Annotated in this window: 17 protein-coding genes and 1 pseudogene; 12 read left to right on the plus strand and 6 right to left on the minus strand. The window is 73.5% G+C overall.

Annotated features, from left to right (window positions below):
- Nucleotides 1-523: 523 nt before the first annotated feature.
- Complete coding sequence (locus AMIR_RS15575) at nucleotides 524-1,729, plus strand: hypothetical protein (RefSeq protein ID WP_143760742.1); 1,206 nt, start codon at nucleotides 524-526, stop codon at nucleotides 1,727-1,729.
- Nucleotides 1,730-1,850: 121 nt separating this feature from the next.
- Here the strand turns inward: AMIR_RS15575 and AMIR_RS35760 are convergent, their stop codons facing one another.
- Nucleotides 1,851-2,465 (minus strand): TetR/AcrR family transcriptional regulator, encoded by a 615-nt coding sequence (locus AMIR_RS35760; RefSeq protein WP_015801920.1) that lies wholly within the window; start codon nucleotides 2,463-2,465, stop codon nucleotides 1,851-1,853.
- An 89-nt stretch (nucleotides 2,466-2,554) separates the two neighbouring features.
- Between AMIR_RS35760 and AMIR_RS15585 the strand changes: the two genes are divergently transcribed.
- Together AMIR_RS15585 and AMIR_RS15590 are read left to right on the plus strand one after the other, a co-directional pair.
- Nucleotides 2,555-3,424: an NmrA family NAD(P)-binding protein gene (locus tag AMIR_RS15585; RefSeq protein WP_015801921.1), complete on the plus strand. Its 870-nt coding sequence runs from the start codon at nucleotides 2,555-2,557 to the stop codon at nucleotides 3,422-3,424.
- Nucleotides 3,421-4,320, plus strand: coding sequence for a TIGR03619 family F420-dependent LLM class oxidoreductase (locus AMIR_RS15590; protein WP_015801922.1), 900 nt, complete (start codon nucleotides 3,421-3,423; stop codon nucleotides 4,318-4,320). Before AMIR_RS15585 ends, AMIR_RS15590 begins: the two co-directional genes overlap by 4 nt.
- A gap of 30 nt (nucleotides 4,321-4,350) precedes the next feature.
- Here AMIR_RS15590 and AMIR_RS43225 read toward each other — a convergent pair.
- A pseudogene (locus tag AMIR_RS43225) lies at nucleotides 4,351-4,848 on the minus strand (transposase); the annotation flags it as partial.
- Between the two features lie 125 nt (nucleotides 4,849-4,973).
- On the opposite strand from AMIR_RS43225, the gene AMIR_RS15595 reads away from it, so the two are divergent.
- The 3 genes from AMIR_RS15595 (at nucleotide 4,974) to AMIR_RS35765 (ending at nucleotide 11,304) form a co-directional block, all read left to right on the plus strand.
- Nucleotides 4,974-6,194 (plus strand): PP2C family protein-serine/threonine phosphatase, encoded by a 1,221-nt coding sequence (locus AMIR_RS15595; RefSeq protein WP_041836783.1) that lies wholly within the window; start codon nucleotides 4,974-4,976, stop codon nucleotides 6,192-6,194.
- Nucleotides 6,195-6,752: 558 nt separating this feature from the next.
- The gene (locus tag AMIR_RS40310) at nucleotides 6,753-6,929 is read left to right on the plus strand and encodes a hypothetical protein (protein WP_187313518.1); all 177 of its coding nucleotides are present in this window, start codon (nucleotides 6,753-6,755) and stop codon (nucleotides 6,927-6,929) included.
- A gap of 196 nt (nucleotides 6,930-7,125) precedes the next feature.
- A complete protein-coding gene (locus tag AMIR_RS35765; protein WP_015801925.1) occupies nucleotides 7,126-11,304 on the plus strand; it encodes a S1 family peptidase in 4,179 nt (1,392 codons plus the stop codon).
- 30 nt (nucleotides 11,305-11,334) lie between these two features.
- Here AMIR_RS35765 and AMIR_RS40315 read toward each other — a convergent pair whose 3' ends face one another.
- The 3 genes from AMIR_RS40315 to AMIR_RS15620 all read right to left on the minus strand — a co-directional run bounded on the left by AMIR_RS40315 (nucleotide 11,335) and on the right by AMIR_RS15620 (nucleotide 13,530).
- Nucleotides 11,335-12,456: a hypothetical protein gene (locus tag AMIR_RS40315; protein ID WP_015801926.1), complete on the minus strand. Its 1,122-nt coding sequence runs from the start codon at nucleotides 12,454-12,456 to the stop codon at nucleotides 11,335-11,337.
- A 244-nt stretch (nucleotides 12,457-12,700) separates the two neighbouring features.
- Nucleotides 12,701-13,126 carry a hypothetical protein gene (locus AMIR_RS15615; RefSeq protein WP_143761128.1) on the minus strand — a complete coding sequence of 142 codons (426 nt, stop codon included), beginning with the start codon at nucleotides 13,124-13,126 and terminating at the stop codon, nucleotides 12,701-12,703.
- Complete coding sequence (locus AMIR_RS15620; RefSeq protein WP_041836784.1) at nucleotides 13,123-13,530, minus strand: FAD-binding protein; 408 nt, start codon at nucleotides 13,528-13,530, stop codon at nucleotides 13,123-13,125. The genes AMIR_RS15615 and AMIR_RS15620 overlap by 4 nt, the downstream gene beginning before the upstream one ends.
- Nucleotides 13,531-14,131: 601 nt before the next feature.
- On the opposite strand from AMIR_RS15620, the gene AMIR_RS15625 reads away from it, so the two are divergent.
- Nucleotides 14,132-14,536: an aldo/keto reductase gene (locus tag AMIR_RS15625; RefSeq protein WP_049796853.1), complete on the plus strand. Its 405-nt coding sequence runs from the start codon at nucleotides 14,132-14,134 to the stop codon at nucleotides 14,534-14,536.
- On the opposite strand, the gene AMIR_RS15630 is transcribed toward AMIR_RS15625, so the two are convergent.
- Nucleotides 14,523-15,413, minus strand: a complete 891-nt coding sequence (locus tag AMIR_RS15630; RefSeq protein ID WP_041836785.1) for a LysR family transcriptional regulator — start codon at nucleotides 15,411-15,413, stop codon at nucleotides 14,523-14,525. The two genes, AMIR_RS15625 and AMIR_RS15630, sit on opposite strands and share 14 nt — an antisense overlap.
- Before the next feature lie 84 nt (nucleotides 15,414-15,497).
- Here AMIR_RS15630 and AMIR_RS15635 point away from each other — a divergent pair, with 84 nt between their 5' ends.
- The 5 genes from AMIR_RS15635 (at nucleotide 15,498) to AMIR_RS15655 (ending at nucleotide 20,141) form a co-directional block, all read left to right on the plus strand.
- The gene (locus AMIR_RS15635; protein ID WP_015801930.1) at nucleotides 15,498-16,235 is read left to right on the plus strand and encodes a siderophore-interacting protein; all 738 of its coding nucleotides are present in this window, start codon (nucleotides 15,498-15,500) and stop codon (nucleotides 16,233-16,235) included.
- Nucleotides 16,236-16,508: 273 nt separating this feature from the next.
- Nucleotides 16,509-16,775 (plus strand): acyl carrier protein, encoded by a 267-nt coding sequence (locus AMIR_RS15640; protein WP_015801931.1) that lies wholly within the window; start codon nucleotides 16,509-16,511, stop codon nucleotides 16,773-16,775.
- Entirely contained in the window at nucleotides 16,775-17,740 is a 966-nt protein-coding gene (locus AMIR_RS15645) for a 3-oxoacyl-ACP synthase III family protein (RefSeq protein WP_015801932.1), read from the plus strand. The genes AMIR_RS15640 and AMIR_RS15645 overlap by 1 nt, the downstream gene beginning before the upstream one ends.
- Nucleotides 17,741-17,766: 26 nt before the next feature.
- Nucleotides 17,767-19,101: a cytochrome P450 gene (locus tag AMIR_RS15650; protein ID WP_015801933.1), complete on the plus strand. Its 1,335-nt coding sequence runs from the start codon at nucleotides 17,767-17,769 to the stop codon at nucleotides 19,099-19,101.
- Nucleotides 19,098-20,141 carry a 3-oxoacyl-[acyl-carrier-protein] synthase III C-terminal domain-containing protein gene (locus AMIR_RS15655; protein ID WP_015801934.1) on the plus strand — a complete coding sequence of 348 codons (1,044 nt, stop codon included), beginning with the start codon at nucleotides 19,098-19,100 and terminating at the stop codon, nucleotides 20,139-20,141. Before AMIR_RS15650 ends, AMIR_RS15655 begins: the two co-directional genes overlap by 4 nt.
- Nucleotides 20,142-20,143 lie beyond the last annotated feature (2 nt).

Consider the following 20,143-nt stretch of genomic DNA (forward strand, 5'->3'; position numbering starts at 1 on the left):
GAGGTCAGTGCTCCTCCGGGGAGAACCGTACGGGCTGACCCAGGAAAGAAAACGATCTAGACGTGCTGTCGGCTCGACTCAACTCGAACAGGCGAGCGGTCACCACCCGATGAGACGAGTAACGCCCGTCGGGGAATGCCCGCCGTAATGCCTCCCGGGAGGTGGTGGAAGTTGCAGGGGTGGGAAGCCCTCGGGAAATCGGGAAGAGTGGCCACGTCAAGGTGGCTGTCGCTGACAACCGCACGTCGTATGTCACCCGTGTCGGCGCTGCGGGAGGTTGTAGCAAAAAATTCGTTTTGAATGAGTGTTCCTTCACTCGAACGGACCCGTTTTCGGAGCCATTTGGTGGCGTAACCAGGGATGTCTGCGCGGTCGGGTGAAGGAGGGGGATTTTATGCCTGGTGGAGTGGGGCGTGAGCCTGAAAAGGAGGGGCGAAGAGGTGCGCGAAGTGGACTGCCTCGAATCTCGCCTCGGGAACCGCGTGAAACGGACAGCAGGACGAAGCGCGCGCGGTGGAGGCGGGTGGCCCGCTGGACGGGTGGTGTGGCGCTGGTTCTGGGCCTGCTCGGACTGGTCGCGCGGATCGTGTTCGTGCGCGGGGGGATCCTCTACGGAGCGTCGGCCGTGGCCAGGGTCGACGCCCTGGTCGCTTCCTTGGTCGCATTGGGAGCCGCGCTCGCGGTTCTCGCGTGGGCGTTGGGGTCGGTCGCGGTTGCGGCAGGCTCCCCGTCCGGAGGTGATGAGCCCAGAGCCGTGGAGCGCTGGTCGGAACTGGTGTCCGCGTCGGTGGCGCTGGGCAGCGTGATCGCCGCAGTGATCACATTCCTGAACCTGGTGCTGCCTGCGGTCCCGGCATCGGTGGCGACGGAGCCCTGCGCGGGCGCACCGGTCCGGCACTCCCGCTACATCGGGCTCAGTGCGGGTACCGAAGGGGTCAACAGCAGGAGCGGGCCGTCGCGCGGACACGAGCCCAACGGCCGCTTCCCGAAGGGCTGCTCGATCGGGTTCGAGTTCTTCTGCCTCGGTGACCCCGTCCTCGACGAGGTCGGCTCCACCGATGAGATCACCTGGGTGACGAGCAGGTGGCTGGTGGTGTCGCGGCAGCGCTCCCCGTTCGCGGCCTGGCTGGCTGCCCGCGTCTCGGGTGAGATCCGTGAGGACCGCTACGTATCCGACGCCTACGTCACGCCGCAGAGCAGCTACGACGAACTCCCGTACGGAGCTGCGCGGTGCAGTGACGGGAACAGGTTCCCGATGCCGGGGAAGGCGACCTGGGTCTCCTTCGACGCGGAGAGGAAGATCCTGACCGCGAAGGCCGATCACGCCAGGAACATGGGCTTCGCGGTGTACGTGCCGGGTGACGTCGGGTTCGACGACGTGCCGAGGTACCTGCAGATCTACACCTCGCTCGCGGACGTGGCGGCCGGAGTCGCGACGAAGGAAGAACCCAGCCCGGAGAACAATCCTGGCCAGGCAAGCCCCGAAGGTGGGAAATCCGTGCTGTGGAGGTACGACAGGACGCTGGTCAAGGAGTTGCGCGCGAGCCGGGGTGAAGTGACCGTCATGGCGATCCCATGCCTTGCGGACAACATCCCGGCCTCGACGGACTTGGCGGCCTATAAGGGGTACGTGGTGACGCGCGACAGCGTTCCCGTTCCCGCACCCGCACATCCTGACGATTTCGACAAGGAGCAGTTGGCGCGGATCGCCTGTTCTGCCAACACGTGACCTCTGGTCGCCTGGGCCGGGTGCGCCTCACCTGGGGCGCTCCGGGCCTGGTGCGTGCGAGCGGGGGGTACGTTGAGGGGCGGCTAAGTCGGGTTGCCCTGATGCGGGGGACTCGCCACGACTACGACCGCGCCAGCTCCCTGAGCGCCCGGTCCACCTTCAGCGACGGCTCCGCGACCCGCGCCGCCCGCAGCACCCCCGCCAGCACCGTCATCAGCATCTCCACCACCGTCCCCTGGTCGAACGGGTGCTCGCCCAGCAAGTAGTCGCGCGCGAGCTGGTCGGCCGCTTTCGTGTACATCCGCAGCGCGGTCCGCACCGCGGGAAGCTCGAAGTCCAGCCCCAGGTTCTCGGCGAGGTTCCGGTTGCCGTCGTCCCGCACGCGGTCGAACGACTCCACCACCCCCCACGGTTGCAGCACCAGGTTCAGCGCCAGGTCGCGGTGCGCCGCGAGGTACGACAGGTGGGCCGCGTGCGACTGGCGAATCCGCCTGCCCAGCGGCACGGCCGGGTCGTTGACGTGCAGGTCCAGCACCTCGCGGCCGATCGCGCACAGGACCTCGCCGTAGAGCCCCTGCTTGCTGCCGAAGTGGTGGAACACCAGGCCGTGCGCGACGCCCGCCGCGCGGGCGATGTCGGCCGCCTTGACGTCCTCGTACTGCGACGTGGTGAACAGCTCGCGGGCCGCCACCAGGACCTTCTCCCTGGTGGCGGCAGCGGTGGCGGCGCGGGTCATGGGCCCACGCTAACAGCTCATTGACTCGAAGTCAGCGAAGCGGTATCTCTTGATTAAGAGTCATTGACTTCAAGTCAACGGAGTGGGACATGGCCAAGACTTTGATCATCGGCGCGACGGGAACCGTGGGCGGCCTGGTGCTGCGCGAGGCCGTGCGCCGGGGTGCGGGCGTGCGGGCGTTGGTGCGCGACAAGGGGCGGGCGGACCTGCCCGACGCGGTCGAGCTCGTGCAGGGCGACCTCGCCGACCGGGAGGCCGTCCGGGCCGCGCTGCGCGGCGTCGACTCGGCGTTCTACGTGTCGCCGCACGAGAGCAACGAGGTCGAGATCGCCACGCTCTTCGGCGAGGAGGCCCAGCGCGCGGGCGCCCGCCTGGTGTTCGGCGGCTTCCACATCGAGGACGACGCCGCGCGCGAGGCCGCGAGCCGAGCGATCCCGGCCTACGCCCCGAAGCTCGAGCTCGCGGCGTTCCTGGCGCGCACGGGCACGCGGCCCGCGATGTTCAGCCTCACCAACTTCGACCAGAACGACGAGGTCTTCCGCGCCGACATCGAGGCGGGCGTCTTCCCGACGCCGCTGCACCCCGGCGGCGTGAACCGGATCGACCTGCGCGACGCCGCCGAGGTGATCACCACCGCGCTGACCGACGCGGACTTCGCGGCGGGCTCCTACCAGCTCCTCGGGCCGGAGTCGCTCAACGGCGAGCAGAGCGCCCGGATCTGGGCCGAGGCGCTCGGCCGCGAGGTCGTCTACACCGGTGACGATCCCGAGTGGCGCCAGGCGTTCGCGCGCAGGCTGTCCGGCCGGAAGCTCGCGGACTGGATCCGCAGCTTCGAACTCCTCGGCTCCGCGCCGATCCCGACCGACCCCGCCGAGGTCGAGACCATGACCGAGCTCCTCGGCCGCGCGCCCCGCACGCTGCGCGACTACGTGCGCGACTCCGTGGCGGGGGCGAGGTGAAAATCGGATTCACGCTGCCGCAGGCCGGAAACGTCGCCTGGCAGGCCCCGCAGGCGGCGAGGTACGCGCGCGAGCTCGAACAGCTGGGAGCCGACAGCCTCTGGGTGATCGACCGCCTGCTGTCCCCGGTCAACCCCACCCTTGGCCACAACGGCGGCGAGGACTTCCCGGCCGAGTTCCGCGCCGTCCTGGACCCGTTCGTCCTGCTGGCCGTGGCCGCCACCGCCACCGAGCGGGTCCTGATCGGCAGCAACGTCCTCAACGCCCCCTGGTACCCGCCCGCACTGCTCGCCCGCGCCCTCACCTCGCTCGACGTGCTCAGCGGGGGCCGCCTGGCGCCGGGCTTCGGCGTCGGCTGGTCCCCGGACGAGTTCGAGGCGGTGAACGTCCCGATGTCCGAACGCGGCGCCCGCCTGGACGAGACCCTCGACGTGCTGGACCAGCTCTGGACGGCGGATCCCGCCGAGTACCGAGGAAAGCACTGGACCCTCCCCGCCACCCGAGCCGCCCTGAAACCGACCCGCCGCCCGCCGATCTACCTGGCGGCGTTCGCGCCCGCGTCGATGCGCCGCGTCGCGACCCGTGCGGACGGCTGGCTCCCGGCCCTGGTCCCGCCCCGCACCACGGACATCGAGACGGCGGTGACCAAGCCCTGGGCGCTGATCCGCGCCATGGCGGAGGACGCTGGCCGCGACCCGGACGAGCTGGACGTGATCCTGCGAATCTACCCGTCCGTCCGCTCCGGCACCGCCGTGACGGAGGTGGTCGAGCTGATCAAGCGCGTGGAGGCGGAGTCCGAGGTCCGGCACGTCCTGGTGGACCTGATGTACCTCGCCGACGACGTCGACCAGATGCTCGACCTGGCTGCGGGAGTGCTGTCGAGCGCACACCCATAGGGTCAGGGTGGCCACGTCGAGCATCGCTTGGTAGGACAGGGCTGTCTTGTCGTAGCGGGTGGCGATGGCCCGGAACTGTTCGAGTCGGTTGATGCGGCGTTCGACGATGTCGCGTCGTCGGTAGGCGGTGTGGTCGAACGCCGGTGGGCGCCCGCCCGCGCTGCCCCGGCGGGTCCGGTTGGCTTGCCGGTCGCGGCGTTCGGGGATGACGGCGGGGATGCGCCGTCGGCGCAGGTCGGCGCGGTCGGCGCGGACGGCGCGGGTCGGGCAGCCCTTGTCGGCGATCACCCGCGCCGGTCGGGCGCGTGGGCGGCCGAGACCCGGCCGCTGGAACCGGATGCCGGCCATGACCTGGCCGAACATGGTGCGGTCGTGGACATTGCCGCCGGTCAACACCACCGACAGCGGCCTGCCATGCCCATCGCACGCCAGAGGTGGTCCTCGTCGACCCCCCGTTCCGCGACCACCGCCGGAACCGGTTGTGGACCGTCTTCCACGACCCGTGCCGCTCGGGAAGATCCGCACCACAACCAAGATCGAACCAGGTCGACCGACGCCAGTGTGAGGACATCCCCCGGCCCGACCGTGGTGGCGGGTCCCCTGACCCGCCGCCGCCCCCGCCCTGAGTGGGGTTGATCGCTTACCCTTCCGGGGTGCAGGAAGAGGACACAGCCTGGCAGGTGGCGCTCGCCGAGATGGTCAACCGGGCGCACCTGGCCACCCCCGACCAGGTCACGGACATCGTGGACCGCGCGGTGGCCCCGCTGGCGATGGCGGTGGAGCTCTACCTGGTCGACCTGGGCCAGCGCGAACTGCACCCCGTCCGCCGGGCGGGGGAGCCCTCCCTGTCGGTGCAGGCCACCGCGGCCGGCCGCGCGTTCGCCCGCTTGGAGATCGTCGTCGCGGCCGAGGACGGCACGGCGGTGCTCTGGGTGCCGGTGCTCGACGGCACCGAACGCCTCGGCGCCACCCGGATGGCACTACCCCCAGGCGCAGACCCGCACGACCCGGCGCTGCGCGAGCGCTGCTGGACGTTGGCCGGCCTGATCGCCCACCTGGTGGTCGGCAAGCAGGCCTACGGCGACCTGTTCCACCGCGTGCGCCGCACCAAGCCCCTGTCGGTGGCCTCCGAACTCCTGTGGCAGCTGCTCCCGCCAACCGTGTTCGCCTGCGACCGCGCCGTGATCGCCGCGGCGATGGAGCCGTACGACCGGGTCGGCGGCGACGGCTACGACTACGCGGTCGACGACGGCCTGGCCCACGTGGCGATCTTCGACGCGATGGGCCACGACCTGCAGGCCGGGCTGATCACCTCCCTGGCGCTGGCCGCCACCCGCAACGCCCGCCGCGCCGGAGGCGACCTGGTGGCCGCCGCCGGCCTGGCGGACGAGACGATCACCGCGCACCGCCAGAGCGGAACGCTGGTCTACGCCACCGCGTTCCTGGCGAGCCTTGACCTGGACAGCGGCAGGCTGGACTACCTCAACGCGGGCCACCCGCCACCGGTGGTGCTGCGCCAGGGCCGTGGCGTGCGCCTGCTGGACGAACCCGGCCGCACCCCACTGGGGCTGGCGGACTTCCAGAAGACCGAGCCACCGGTGCTGCACGAGCAGCTCCAGCCCGGCGACCGGGTCCTGTTCTACAGCGACGGCGTCGTGGAGGCCCGCGACGCCGCGGGGACCACGTTCGGCCTGGACCGCCTGGTGGACCTGACCGAACGCCACGAGCACGCCGGCCTGCCCGCGCCGGAGACCCTGCGCCGCGTGGTGCGCGCGGTGCTCGACCACCAGGGCGGCGAGCTGCAGGACGACGCGACCCTGCTGATGCTGGAGTGGACCACCACCGACCAGGCCAGGATGCTCCCGTCCTTGTGACCGGCGGGTGGCGCGAGTCCTGTGTGGACTTCCGGCTGCGACCAGCGCCACCTGGGCGCGTGACCGCATCGGGGATCGGAGCAGGGCGAAGGTCCAGGTGTAGGCGACGGCGTTGGGGTCGACCGGGACGTCCACCGCCAGGCCGTCACCGAGGTCCGCGCCCGAAGCCTGCTGCACCCGCTTCCACCTCTGCCCCGGCTTGTCGTTGCTGCACGGCTCGAACTCCATGGTGTGGTTGAAGAAGGAGTTCGCTCGCGCTTCCAGGCAGTGGCCGAGCGCGCCCACGGAGCGGATCTGCTTGGTCGGCAGGTCGAAGATCCACCGGTCGGTGCGGGGTGTTCTTAGCTGTGGAGACGACGCTACGGCATCGGATGAGTCCTGCGAATCGTTGTGCAAACAGGTTTCACCATTGGGCGCGGCAGTAGGGGCAGATCGCCCGCTTGACCGGCCAGCGGCGGCCCGCTTGGCGTCGACACCCTCCTGACCGGCTACGCCCTCGTGGGCCGCACCAGCGGCCCCTGCGAAGCCGCATTCCCGGTCACCTTCACCGACCCGACCATGGACCGCCAGGCCCTGGGTCGTCCCGCAGCCCGCCGGCCAGTCGCGCAGCAGGGCGGCGAACCGCCCCGGTACGGCGTGGTGCGGGAGGGGACCGCGCTGCGGCTGCTGGCCGGGACCACCGTGCCCGTCCCGGCGCTGCACGCGGACCACCCGTCCGGCCGCTCGGCGCAGTGATCTCTGCGGCCCTCCGGCCGTTGTGCTCGACCTCCCGTGGCTCTTCCCGCTGTCCCCCCTCACCAAGGCCAGCCCGTGTTCCGCTGCGCGGCGAGAGGTGTCGGCGGGTGCTCCGTTCCGGTGATCCGGCCCCATCGGCCTGCTTGGCGCAGTCCCGACCGGCACGCTGTCACCACCCTCGCCGCTGGAGGCCACGATGCCCGCTTCCGAGCCCTTCGACGTCGGTGGACCGGGCTCGCCGGGCGCGGGACTGCTGCGGATCTCCACGCACTCCGGGCAGCCGGTGGGACTGGGTTTCCTGATCACCGACCGGGTGGCGCTCACCTGCGCGCACGTGCTGGCCTCGGCGCTGGGCGGCCACCCGTCCGCAGGTTCCCCGGTCGTGGTGGACCTGCCCCTGCTCACCACGGGGGCGCCCCTCGCCGGGCGCGTCGAGTGGTGCTCGCCCCCCGACGGCGACGACCTCGCCCTGCTGGTCGTGGACGCCGCCCCGCCCGGCGCACGCCCCCTGCGGCTGGTGCGGGTGGACGAGCCGTGGGGGCGTCCCGTCCGGGTCTTCGGGCTTCCCGCCGGACGACCCGGCGGGGTGTGGCACAGCGGGGTGCTGCGCGAGCGGCAGGCCGACGGCTGGGTCCAGGTCGACCTGGTGGGGGAGGGCTACCGCATCTCGCCCGGTTTCAGCGGCGGGCCGGTGTGGGACGAGGAGTCGGCCGGGGTGGTCGGGGTGGTGGTGGCGGCCGAGGCGCGCACCCCGCCCGTCGGGTACCTCGTCCCCACCTCGGCGGTGCTCGACGCCCGCCCCGACCTGCGCCCGCTGGTGCTGCCGTCCTCCCCCTTCCGCGGGCTGCGCCCGTTCACCGAGGCGGACGCGGCGCTCTTCCGCGGCAGGCGTGCGGAGAGCGCCGAGGTGGCGGACCTGGTCGGGACGCGGCGGTGGACCACGCTGGTCGGGCCGTCCGGCTGCGGCAAGTCCTCGCTGGTGCTGGCCGGGGTCCTCCCGCGACGGCGCGCGGCGGGCGACCTGCCCGCGGTGCTGCGGCCCGGCCACCACGCCAGCCCCGTGCACGCGCTGGCCGCCGCGCTCGCGCCGCTGCTGGAACCGGGGCTGGAAGGCGCCCGGTTGATCACCGAGACCGCGAGCCTGGCTCGGGTGCTGGCCGGGGACGGGTTGCGCGCCCTGGCGCCCCCGCTGCTGGAGCGGCACGGCGCGGACCGGCTGCTGGTGGTCGTGGACCAGTGCGAGGAGCTGCTGGCGCTCCCGCCCGCCGAGGTCGACGCGCTGGCGGAGGCGCTGTTCGGCGACCGCGTCCCGCAGGAGGTCGCGGTCCTGTGCGCGCTGCGGGCGGACTTCCTCGAACCGGCGCTGGCCCACCCCCGGCTCGGACCGGTGCTGGGCAGGCGCGTGCACGCCCTGGCGCCGATGCGCGCGGACCAGCTGCGCGAGGTGGTCACCGGCGCGGTGGACGGCACCCCCGGCGTGCGCTACCAGCCGAACCTGGCCGACCGCGTGCTCGCCGACGCCGGGGACGGGCCGGGGGCGCTGCCGCTGCTCGGCTTCACCCTCGCCCTGCTGTGGGAGCGGCAGGAGCGCGGCGTGCTCACCCACCACGCCTACGACGGGATCGGCGGCGTCGCGGGCGCGCTGGGCGGCTACGCCGAGGCCGCCTGGGCCCGCGTGGAGGACGACCCGGCCGCCGAACGCCTGCTCACCAGGCTGGTGCGCCTGCCCCTCGGCGCGCCCGCCGCGACCAGGCGGGCCGTGCCCCGCGCCGAGCTGGACCCCGACGAGCTGCGCGCGGCCCGACTGCTGGCCACCACCAGGCTGCTCGCGCTCACCGACGACGACCGGGTCGAGCTGGCGCACGAGGCGCTGATCGCCCACTGGCCCCGGCTGGTCAGGCTGATCGCCGACCGGAGGGCCTTCCTGGACTGGCGGGAGTCGCTGCGCTACGACCTGGAGCGCTGGACCCGCGCGGGCGCCCCGCCCGACCTGCTGCCCAACGCGACCGCGCTGGCCGCCGCGCGGCAGTGGCTGCCGGGCCACGCCGCCGACCTCGCCGTGCCGGAGCGCGACTACCTGCGTCGCGGCCACCGGCGCCAGCGCGCCAGGACGCGGGGCAGGCGGGCCTGGCTCACCGCCGCGGTGCTGCTGCTGGTGACGGCGGTGACCGCGGGCGCCTTGCTCGTCTCCACCCGGCGGGAGAGCGACGAGCGGCGGGCGCTGGCCGAGTCCAGGGCGCTGGCCCTGGCCGCGCAGGACGTCGTCGGGTCCGACCCGGCCCTGTCGGTGATGACCGCGCTGGCCGCGTACCGGCGTTCACCGACGCGGGAGGCGCGCGACCAGCTCCTCCAGCACCGCCTCAGGCACGCGACGGCCACCCGCGTGCTGTCCGGGGCGCCGGGCCCGCTGGCGACGGCCGAGACCAGCCGGGACGGCGACGTCGTGCTCACGGTCACCGACGTCGGCCGCACGACGCTGACCGTCCACGCGGCGACCGGGGAGGTGCGCAACGCCGAGGTCCCCGTCCAGCACGTGCTGTACGCCCTGGTCGCGCCGGACGGGAAGCGGGCCGCGTTCGTGGAGGACGACGGCGACGCGGGCTGGTTCGAGGTGCGCCCCGACGCCGAGCGGATCGTCGGGCAGGTGCGCCGGCTGCCGAGGGCGGTGGGGCTCAAGGCGTTCACCCAGCACCCGCACGACTCGGCGGCGATCTCCGCCGACGGCGGGCTGGTCGCCGTCACCACCGGGGACCGGTTGCTCTGGTGGGACCTGGACGCGGGCACGGTCGCCGGGACCGCGCCGCTGCCCCTCGACGCGGGCAACGGGCTGTGGTTCGGGGCGGACGACCGGACCCTGCTCGTCAAGACCTTCCACGACGTGGGCGCCGCGTCCGCCGAGGGACTGGTGGCCGCCGACCTGGCCACCGGGGAGGTCCGCAGCGTGCTCGACCCCGTCGTGGACCGGGAACTGCTGGTGTCCGGTGACCGGACCGGCGTCGTGACCTGCAGGAGGGACGAGTCGGGGGGACGGGTCCAGCTCCTGCGGGTCGCCGACGGGATCGAGCTGGGCGCCGCGATCCCCACCACCCGGTGCGCCCTGGTGTCGACCGACGCGACGGGGCACCGCACCGTCGTGCGCGAGGACGGGCTGGTCCTGGTGGACCTCGGCGCGGGCGCGGTGGTCTCGGACGTCGTCCAGCGCGCGGCCGAGCGCCCCGTCGCGTTCCTGTCGGGGCTGGTCGAGTCCGGCGGCGACCTGCTGCTGGGCGCGCTGCACCCCTGGGGCGTCACCTACACCACCCTGCCCACCGGGAACCAGGTGCTGGACGCGGACGACGGGGTGCTCACCCCCGACGGCGCCGGGACGGTCACCCGGCTCACCGACGGCCGGCTCCAGCTGCGCCCCTCGGGCGAGGACAGCGGTTCGCCGCTGGCCGAGCACCCAGGGACGCCGCCGCTCGCACCGCGCCTGCGCGAGCACCTCCTGGCCGTCGACCCGTCCGGTGAGCTGCTGGTCAACCGCACGGGCGAGCACGAGATCACCGTCCACCAGCTCCCCTCCCTGCGGGAGCTGACCCGGATCACCGCCGTCGCGCACCCGCCCGACCCCTCGGGGAAGGACGTGGGCTTCACCTACCACTTCGACCGGAACGGCGGCGTGGTGACCGTCTCCGGCACGGTGGTGCAGCAGTGGGACGCGCGTCGGGGCGAGGAGCTCGCGCGCTTCGACGCGAAGGCCCTGCTCCCGCCCGGCGCCCCGCCCAGCGCGCTGGCCGTGGCCCCCTACCCGCTGCAGGGCCACGTGGCCGTCCTGGTCCGGGAGGGGACGACCGCCCACGTGATCGAGTTGGCCACCGGGCGGACGACCGGGACCGTCGAGGTGCCCCCGTACACCTACGGCCTCCAGTTCGACCCCAGCGGTCGCTACTTCGCGGTGCTGCGCACGGGCACCGCCGTGGAGCTGTGGCGGCGCGATCCGCACCGCAGGGAGCTCGGGATCGGGAGCAGCCTGTCGAGCGGGAACGCCGCCGGGTGGCGGGCGGGGTTCCTCGACGACGAGGGGCGCTACCTGGTCGCCGCGAACAACGCCGTGCGCGTCTACCGGATCGGCGACAAGGCCCCGGTCGACTCCTACGAGTTCGCCTTCCCCGACAGCGGGAACCACCACTTCGTCGACGTCTCCGCTGACGGGGGAACGGTGCTCTACCAGGAGGTGGGCGCGTTCGGCGGGCCGGGCGGACCGGGCGGCGCGCTGGCGCTCGACCCGGTGGCCTGGCAGCGCGACCTGTGCCGGGTCATCGGCGACCGCGCCTTCACCGAGGACGAGCGCGACGCCCTGCCGCCCGGCGTGGACTCCCTCCGGGTGTGCCGGTAGGCGCGGACGGCCACCCGACGCGCCACGGGGTCACGCCACGTCGACCACCGGCGTGACCCCGTGGTGCCGCTCCCAGTGCTCGCGCCCCTCCCGCAGGCAGTACCCGAGCGCGCCGATCGCCGCCACCCACCCGGCGACGCCCTCGGGCTGGCTGATCGTGCCGCCGGGCGCGGTCAGGTACCCCAGCAGGTAGGAGAACCCCAGGTAGTAGAGCCCGAGCCACGGCTGCGGCCCGCGCTCCATGATGCCCATGCACGTGGCCGAGGCCAGCAGCACCCCGACCAGCACCGCCACCTGCGCCGCGGTGTGGAGCGGGGCCGGGACGCCGCCGTGCCCGTGCGCCCAGTCCACCGCGAACGCCCCGCCGACCAGGGCGAGCGCCAGCAACGACGACGGCTGCCGCAGCGCGTCCACCGCGATCCACCGCAGGTGCGCCGGAACCATCATCAGCAGCAGCAACATCCCGCTGACCAGCCCCGGCCCCGCGAACACCATGAACAGCCCCTGCTGCGTCCGCTCGTCGAACCCCACCTCCCCGGACAGCGCCGCGCCTGCCAGCGGGACGAGGAAGAACGTCCCCTCGATCACCACCCCCGACGTGAACTCCCGCAACCGCCAGGAGAACGCCCGCGCACCCCGCGGAACCTCAGGCGGCTCGGCCACCCGCGCGAGCCCGGCCGCGACCAGCGGCGGCACCTCGACCCGGCGGCGGAAGCGCCACGAGAAGTGCAGACCCGCGCACACCACTCCCAGCAACGCCAACAACAGCGACCCGCCACTGCCGTCCCCGAGCTGTTCGCCGCCCGGTTCCACGAGCGAGAGCAGGGCGAACCCCCACCCCGCGGCCAGCGTCACCAGCAGCACCCCGGCCACCGTCAGCGGCAGCGCGGGCGAGACCCGCCGCCGGTACCGCCGGGACGCCACCGCCGCCACCACGAACCGCCGCACCGCCCACCCCCGCACCCCGAACACCACCGCGGCCCCGACCCCGCACCCGACCACCCCGACCAGCAGCCACGCCCCGCCGCCGGCGAACCCGGAACCGTGCTCCAACGCGAGAACCCGCCCCACCCACGTGGAGAACACCCCGCCCGCCGCGAGCACGACGGCCCCCATCACGACCACCAACCAGCGCTCGGCCTTCCCGTCCACGCCGACTCCCCTCCCGCGGCCCCACCTGTCCCCGGTAGTCGCGACGCAGGGCCACCCCGTTTCCCCGAATGCCGCAGAACTGCGGCCTCGTGGGGAAATCGTTGAGGGGCAGGGCTTTCAGCTAATCCCGCAGGCGATCCCCAGGTCATCACCCGAGACCGCACTGGCAGCGCGTCCGACCTTGCCTCAGGGGGCGGCGCAGCGATTAGTCCTATCCGGACATGCTGGAATAGTGGAAAACCTTTTATGGCAAGGGTTTCCGGTCTTCCAGGTAGACGGTTCCGCCCGCTGCCCGTGCTGCTGCGCGCAGGTGTGAGGTCTTCACGGTCGTGCCCAGTGCGGTGGACTCGGTCGCGGTGCACAGGACGGCGCAGAGGAACACCAGCGGGCTGTCGGGCATTGCCAGTCTCGTGACGTTGTCGATGACCAGCTGTTCGGTGGCCTCGTCGGGGAGCAGGAGGTTGACCCAGGGGTGCGGCTGCTGCCAGGAGCCCAGGGCGCGCAGCAGGGTCACGGCCGGGGCCATGCGGTCGGCGAAGTCCCGGTAGGGGAGCGTGGTGATCTCCGCCGGTTCGTCGAAGACCAGGTCGTGGAGGAGGTGCTCGAACCGGCCGTCCGCCGCGAGGCGGCGCTGGTCGTGCAGGAACGCGTCGAGCCGGGGGTAGGTCAGGGTGTGGGTGCGGTGGTGCGGCTTCCGTTCGGGGTGAGCACGTCCAGTTCCAGCACGGTGTCCGTCTGCGCCCCGTGCTGGTGGCTGGCGCCGCCGTGACCGCCCACCGACAGGGTCCCGCCTACCGACAGGCCCAGGTAGTCGGTCAGCACCGGTGGGGTGCGGCCGTGGCGCAGGGCGGTGTCGAAGCCGGTCATGTCCAGCACGACCCCGCCCTCCGACTGGGCCTGGCCCCTGGTGGAGTGCCCCTGCCCGCGAGGCGTCAGGGCGAGTCCGTCGAGCAGGGCGGTGCGGATCTCCTCGAAGCTCGTTGGTTTGAGCACGGCGCGGGGGCGGCGGGAGATGACGCCGCCGAAGTCGCGTGAGGCCCAGTCCAGGTCCTCCTCGCTCGTGGACAACGTCACCGGTGCTCGTCCCGGTTGGGGGTGAACGTCGTCCACTGGGGTCTCCTGTCGGCCTGGTGGCCGGAGAGTGGTGCCGGAACGGGATTTGCTCGGCGCTCTCGCGGTCGCGTCTGCTTATTTCGGAGAAATCAGACTCGGGCAGGTGAAGTGGGGAGCGCTTTCCTGCGCGTCGCGATCCGGGGCGTTCGGCGCCGGCACTTGGCCGCCGAACGTCCGCACCGCCGGGGGAGTGGGGTTCTGCGGTGTAGACGACCAGGGTCAGGCCTGGGTCTCGGGGGAACGTCGTGGTCTGACCAGTAGCGGCGGAAGGAAGGGCTGTGGGCGGTGATCGTGGACAGGAGGTGTTGCACGCCCTGACGCACGGGGGAGGTTGAACAGGTGGGTGCGTTCGGAGTCGTTCAGGTGCAGGGCCCTTGCTGGGGATTCCAGGACGTCGTCGGATGCGCCTGACAGCGTTGTGCGGGAGGAAATTGTGGCTGGGCACTACCGGGCGCTTGCTGCCGGTGTTGAGGCTGCGATTCGTGCGGGGTATCGGGTGTGTGTTCAAGTCGGCTCGGGAGGTGGAGGCGGCTTTTGAGGCGAGTTTGAGCGCGCTCGGGCGGTGGGGGTGTCCAACTTCAACGTTCGGCACATCGAGGAGTTGGTGGCTGCCGGACTGCCGTTGCCGCACGCCGATCAGATCGAACTGCACCCGTGGTCGCAGAAGCCGGAGATCGTGCGGTTCCTGGAGGACAACGGGATCGCGCCGATCGCGTACAGCAGCCTGGTTCCGCTCTCCACGTGGCGGGCTGCGCCTGGGCACGCCAGTGGCAAGACCGACGAGATGCGGGCGGACGGGGAGAGCGGGGACTCGCCGTTCAAGGTGATGGCCGCCAAGCACGAGGTCAGCGAGGCTCGGGTGTTGCTGCGGTGGGGGTGCAGAGCGGGTACCCGGTGCTGCCCAAGAGCACCGACCCGGCGCGGATTCGGGAGAACGCGGACCGGGGACCCGGTCAACAACGCCTGACCTCCTGGGCGCACTCGACCAGGGCGCGCACCACGGGCAGGTCCGCGTCCCGCGTTCGCCAGACGGCCACGTCGGACAGGCGGACGTCCAGGTCGCCGATCGGGAGCCACACCAGCGAGGTGACCGGGGTGACGAGGGCGGCCGTGCGGCGCGCGAGGAACGTGACGCCGTCGCCGATCGCCACCAGGGCCAGGAGCACCTCCAGGTCGGCCACCTCGGTGATCGCGCCCAGCGGGACGTTCCGCGTGGCGGTGGCGAGCTGGGCGTGCAGGCGGGGGTCTACCTCGCGTGGGCCCAGGACGATTCGTTCACCGGCCAGGTCGTGCAGTCGGACCTCCGCGCGTGACGCCAGGGGGTGGTCCAGTGCGACCAGCAGGCCCAGGTGGTCGCTGGTCAGCTCAAGGGAGGACAGGTCGGCGTCGGTGGGTGGGTGCGATCCGCAGGCGAAGGCGATCGTCCCGTCGCGCAGGGCGGTCCACTGCTCGGCGCTGCCCATCGGCACGAGCTGGAGGGCGACGCGCGGGGCGCGCCTGCGGAACGCGGCCATGAGCGAGGCCAGCGCTCCGGTGAAGGTGGCGCCCTGCTCGAAGCCGATGGCCACGGTGCCCCGCCTGCCCCGCGCGACGTCCCTGGCCTCCTCGACGGCCGCGTCGACGCCCGCCAGCACCCCGCGCGCCCGGTCCGCGAAGACCTTTCCGGCGGCGGTGAGGCGGACCCCGCGACCGGCCTGCTCGAACAGCGCCACGCCCAGTTCGTCCTGGAGGTCCTTCATCTGGCGGCTCAGCGGGGACTGGGAGACGTGCAGCCGCTCGGCGGCCCTGCGGAAGTTCTGCTCCTCGGCGATCGTCACGAAGTAGCGCAGGTGCCTCAGTTCCACGGGAGCAATCGATGCTTCAGAGGTCTCATAAGCCTGCATTCTATGTCTTGGACAGATCAATCCGGGCCTCATAGCGTCGGTTCCATGACGACCACGGCCCACGGGCGCTTCACGTCGCTGCTCCTCGACCTCGCCACGCACGAGGCCGAGGTCACCCGCGTCGAGGAGGTGGGCGCGGGCTTGCGGTGGGTGTCGATCGTGGGCGACGGGCTGCGGAAGGCGGCTTGGACGCCCGGGGACGTGGTGCAGGTCGTCGTCGTCGGGGAAACGCTGCTCGGGCCGTGGGAGATCCGCTCCTACACGCCGCTGGCGCTCGACCCGGCGACCGGGACGGCCGAGATCCTGTGGCACGTCCACGGCAACGGGCCCGGTTCGGACTGGGCGGCGTCGGCGGTCGGGGGCGCGCCCTGCAGGGTGGCGGGGCCGCGTCGGGGTGTCCGGTTGCCCGCGTCGCGCGGGGCGCTGGTTTTCTTCGGGGACGAGACGTCGTTCAGCACGGCCGTCGCGGTTCACCGGGCGCGTGACGTTCGGGTCGTCCTGGAGGTGGAGTCGGTCGAGGGGGCGCGTGCCGTGCTCGACCGGTTCGGGCTGGTCGACGTCGTGCTCGTGGCCAGGGAGCCGGGTGACGCCCATCTGGCCGAGGTCGAGCGGGCGGTGTTGGCCGCCCACCGGGTCGGGCCGGACGCAGCACCCGTGCTGACCGGCAAGGCGTCGTCGGTCCAGCGCCTGCACCGGGCGCTCCGGGGCGCGGGCGTCCAGGGGCGGCGGATCAGCAGCGTCCCCTACTGGGCGCCCGGCAAGAAGGGGCTCAAGGGGCACTAGGCGAGCTCGGCCAGCAGGCGGCTGCCGCCCACGCGCACGGGTGCGCATCCTCGCACCACCGGCCTCACCTGGTCAGGTGAGATCGGGGGACCGGCGTGGCACCCGGAGCAGCACGGGTCTGGGCCATCGGGATGGCGGCGCTCGTACGTCCGGCTGTTCGCGCGCCGCCGGGGTTCCGGTGGCCCGGCGCGGGACCCAAGACTTCCGCTCAGCCGCCGCCCCACCAGCCTCCCCGACCGGCGGCGCGGGAACCCGGCGGAACGGAGAACCCCCATGTCGCCAGCGGAACTCGAAGAGATCCTGACCCGCGTCGTCCACCCCGACGACCCCCACCGCCGGGTGCTGCTCCCCGACGAGCAGCTCGACACCCCGCTCGACGACCTGGACGTCGACTCCCTGTCCAGGGCCGAGATGGTCGCCGTCCTCGGCGACACCTACCGCATCGACATCAGCGACGAGCAGGCCGCCGCGCTCGACACCCCGCGCGCGGTGCTGGAGTTCGTCTCCGCCCACGCCACACCGGGCGGGCCGTGGGCCTGATGGCGTGCCGGGTGCTGGCCACCGGCGCGCACCGGCCCGCGCCCGTCGACTCCGCCGAGGTCGCCGCCCGGCTCGGGCGCCCCCGCGAGTGGGTCGTGGAGCGCACCGGGATCGAGGCGCGGTGCGTGGCCTCGGCGTGCGAGTCGGTCGAGACCATGGCCGTGATCGCCGCGACCGACGCGCTCGCCGCCGCGGGCACGCCCGCGAGCGCGGTGGACGTGCTCGTCGTCGCCACCTCCACCAACCCCCGGCCCTGCCCGGCGGTCGCGCCGAAGGTGGCCGCCGCGCTCGGGCTGCGGGTGCCCGCGTTCGACGTCAACGTGGCCTGCGCCGGGTTCTGCTACGCCCTGAACCTGGCCCGCTCCCTCATCGCGTCCGGGGACTGCGCGACGGCCCTGGTGGTCGGCGCCGACCGGATGCTCGACATCGTCGACCCCGACGACCCCGGCACCGCCCCGGTGTTCGCGGACGGGGCGGGCGCGCTGCTGATCACCGCGACGGACGGCCCGCCGGGGGTGGGACCGGTGGTGTGGGGCTCGGAGGGCGACCGGGCGGCGGCGCTGGAGGTGCGGCCCGCGCTGCTCGGCGAACCGGCCGGGACCACCCGGCCCGCGCTGCGCATGGACGGGCTCGCGGTCATCCGCTGGGCCTGCGCCACCGTGCCCGACGCGGTGCGCCGGATCCTCGCCGCCACCGGTCTCGGCTGGGACGACGTCGGCGCGCTCGTGCCGCACCAGGCCAACTGGAAGCTGATCGAGCGCGTCACCGCCCGGCTCGACCCGCCAGGGCACGTCGTGGTCGCCGACGACGTGCGCGCCACCGGCAACACCAGCGCCGCGTCCGTGCCGCTGGCCCTGCACCGGCTCGTCGCCGACGGGCGGGTCCGGGCGGGCGACTGGGCCGTGCTGATCGGCTTCGGCGCCGGCCTGGCCTACGCGGGCCAGGCCGTCCGCATCCCCGGCTGACCCCGCCCCCGGAAGGGACCGCAGCGATGACCATGACCGGGATCGACGCGCACGCCCCGCGCGGCGCGCCACCGCCGGGACCACGCCTGCCGTGGCCGGTGCAGACCGCCCTCTACACCCGCCGCGACCGCTGGGCCCGCCGCCTGCGCGCCAAGTACGGCGACGTCGTCGCGCTCGACATCTGGCCGTGGCGCGCCGTGGTCTTCCTCTACGACCCCGCCCACGTCCAGGCGATGACCGGTTCCCCGCCGTCCCGCTTCCACGGCGGCGAGGGCAACCTGCCGCTCAAGCCCGTCATGGGCGAGCACTCGCTGCTCAGCGTCGACGGCGACGAGCACCGGCGGGCGCGGGCCCTGCTGTCGCCGCTGTTCACCAAGCCCGCCGTGCGCGGCTACCGGGACGCCGTCCGCGAGCTCGCCGAGCACGAGATCGCCACCTGGCCCGTCGGCTCGCCGTTCCCCAGCTACCCGAGGGTGCGGCGCCTCGCCCTGCGGGTGATCTCGCGCGTGGTGCTCGGCGCGGACGACGACCCGCGCCTGCCCCGGCTGCGCGAGCTGTTCGACGTGCTCCCCGCCGTCGACATCCCCGTCCTGCTCGGGCTGCCCAGCCCGGTCCTGCGCCGCTGGGGGCGGTGGCGCCGGGCCGCGCTGACCCTGGGCCGCCTCGACGCGCTCGTCCACGCCATCACCGCCGACCGCCGCGCCGACCCCCGGCTGGCCGAGCGGACCGACCTGCTCTCCCGGCTGCTCGTCGCGGCCGGGCCGGGGGCGCTGAGCCCGCCGGAGCTGCGCGACCACGTCGTCACCCTCGTCGTCGCGGGCTACGAGACCACCGCCAGCACCCTGGCCTGGGCGCTGCACGAGCTGGCCCGCCACCCCGCCGCGGCCCGCACCGCCGCGCTGGCCGCCGCGTCCGGCGACACCGGCTACCTGGAGGCGGTGGTCAAGGAGACGCTGCGGCGGCACCCCCCGATCTCCGAGCTGCCGTGGACGCTCACCGAGGACGTCGAGCTGGCCGGGTACCGGCTGACCAGGGGCGCCACGCTCATGCCGGTCATCGGCGTGGTGCACAACGACCCCGCGCACCACCGCGACCCGCGCGCGTTCCGGCCCGAGCGGTTCCTGGAGCAGGGGGCGGTGCCCGCGCACACCTGGATGCCGTTCGGCAACGGCGTCCGACGCTGCGTGGGGGCGAACCTGGCGGTGCTGGAGGCGGTGGAGGTGCTCCGGGTCCTGCTCGCCCGCCACGCGCTGACCGCCGACCGGCGCCGCCCCGAGCGCCCCGCCTCCCGGCTGGTCACCAGCGCGCCCGCGCGCGGCGCCCGGATCGTCCTCACCCCGATCGGCGGGGGCGCGCGGTGAGGCTGCGGGCGGTCGCCGCCGAGCTGCCCTCGCGCGAGGTCGGCAACGCCGACGTCGTCGACCTGATCGCCGAGCACAGCGCGGACACCTTCACCGGGGACCTGGACGCCCTGCTGCGCCGGGTCGACGTCTACCTGCGGCACACCGGCTCCCGCACCCGCCGCTGGCTCGACGCCGGCGAGCGGCCCGTCGACCTGCTGCGCGCCGCCGCCCGCACCGCGCTGCGCCGGGCCGGGCTGGAACCGGGGCAGGTCGACCTGCTGGTGTACACCGGGGTCGGCCGGGGCTTCCTGGAACCGGCGGGCGCCTACCACGCCGCCGCCGCCCTCGGCGCGGACCGCGCGCACTGCTTCGACCTGCTCGACGCGTGCATGAGCTGGACCAGGGCCGTCCAGGTGGTCGAGTCGCTGTTCCTGGCGGGCCACCACCGGACGGCGCTGGTCGTCAACGCCGAGTTCAGCATGAGACCCGGCGGGGCCGTGGTGCCCGGCGCGTTCCGGCTGCCTGCGGCGAAGGCGCTGGCGTCCACGTTCGCCGCCTGCACCCTCGGCGAGGCCGCCACCGCGACCGTGCTCACCGCCGACGACGGCGAGCCGTGGCGGTTCAGCTTCCGCTCGCGCCCCGACCTCGCGCCGCTGTGCAACGTCACCCTGGACAACTACCGGGACTTCTGCGACCCCACCGGCAAGGAGGCGCGCAACGGGGTCGGCGTGTTCACCTCCTTCGGGCTGGAGATGCACGCGCGCGGCCGGGAGGAGGCGCTGGCCGCGCTCGCCGCGCTGGACGTGCCGCCCGAGCGGGTGGACGCGCTGTTCACGCACGCCTCCAGCAGCAGCTACTGGCAGGGCATGGCGGACGAGGCGGGCCTGGGCCCGGTGGTGCACCACGTCTACCCGCGCACCGGCAACGTCGTGTCCGCCTCGGTGCCCACCGCGATGGCGTCGGGGATCGAGGCGGGGCTGCTGAAACCGGGGCAGCGCGCGGTCGGCTGGGTCGGCAGCGCCGGGATGTCCTTCGGCGCCTTCACGTTCGTGCTGTGAGA

This window comes from Actinosynnema mirum DSM 43827, from assembly GCF_000023245.1.
GTDB lineage: Bacteria > Actinomycetota > Actinomycetes > Mycobacteriales > Pseudonocardiaceae > Actinosynnema > Actinosynnema mirum.

Excerpts from the sequence above, each read along its gene's own strand:
- AMIR_RS40310 (WP_187313518.1), top strand. The coding sequence starts at position 6,753 with ATGGACCGCCAGGCCCTGGGTCGTCCCGCAGCCCGCCGGCCAGTCGCG.
- AMIR_RS15645 (WP_015801932.1), top strand. The coding sequence starts at position 16,775 with ATGGCGTGCCGGGTGCTGGCCACCGGCGCGCACCGGCCCGCGCCCGTC.
- AMIR_RS35760 (WP_015801920.1), bottom strand. The coding sequence starts at position 2,465 with ATGACCCGCGCCGCCACCGCTGCCGCCACCAGGGAGAAGGTCCTGGTG.
- AMIR_RS15585 (WP_015801921.1), top strand. The coding sequence starts at position 2,555 with ATGGCCAAGACTTTGATCATCGGCGCGACGGGAACCGTGGGCGGCCTG.
- AMIR_RS15650 (WP_015801933.1), top strand. The coding sequence starts at position 17,767 with ATGACCATGACCGGGATCGACGCGCACGCCCCGCGCGGCGCGCCACCG.
- AMIR_RS15635 (WP_015801930.1), top strand. The coding sequence starts at position 15,498 with ATGACGACCACGGCCCACGGGCGCTTCACGTCGCTGCTCCTCGACCTC.
- AMIR_RS35765 (WP_015801925.1), top strand. The coding sequence starts at position 7,126 with ATGCCCGCTTCCGAGCCCTTCGACGTCGGTGGACCGGGCTCGCCGGGC.
- AMIR_RS15640 (WP_015801931.1), top strand. The coding sequence starts at position 16,509 with ATGTCGCCAGCGGAACTCGAAGAGATCCTGACCCGCGTCGTCCACCCC.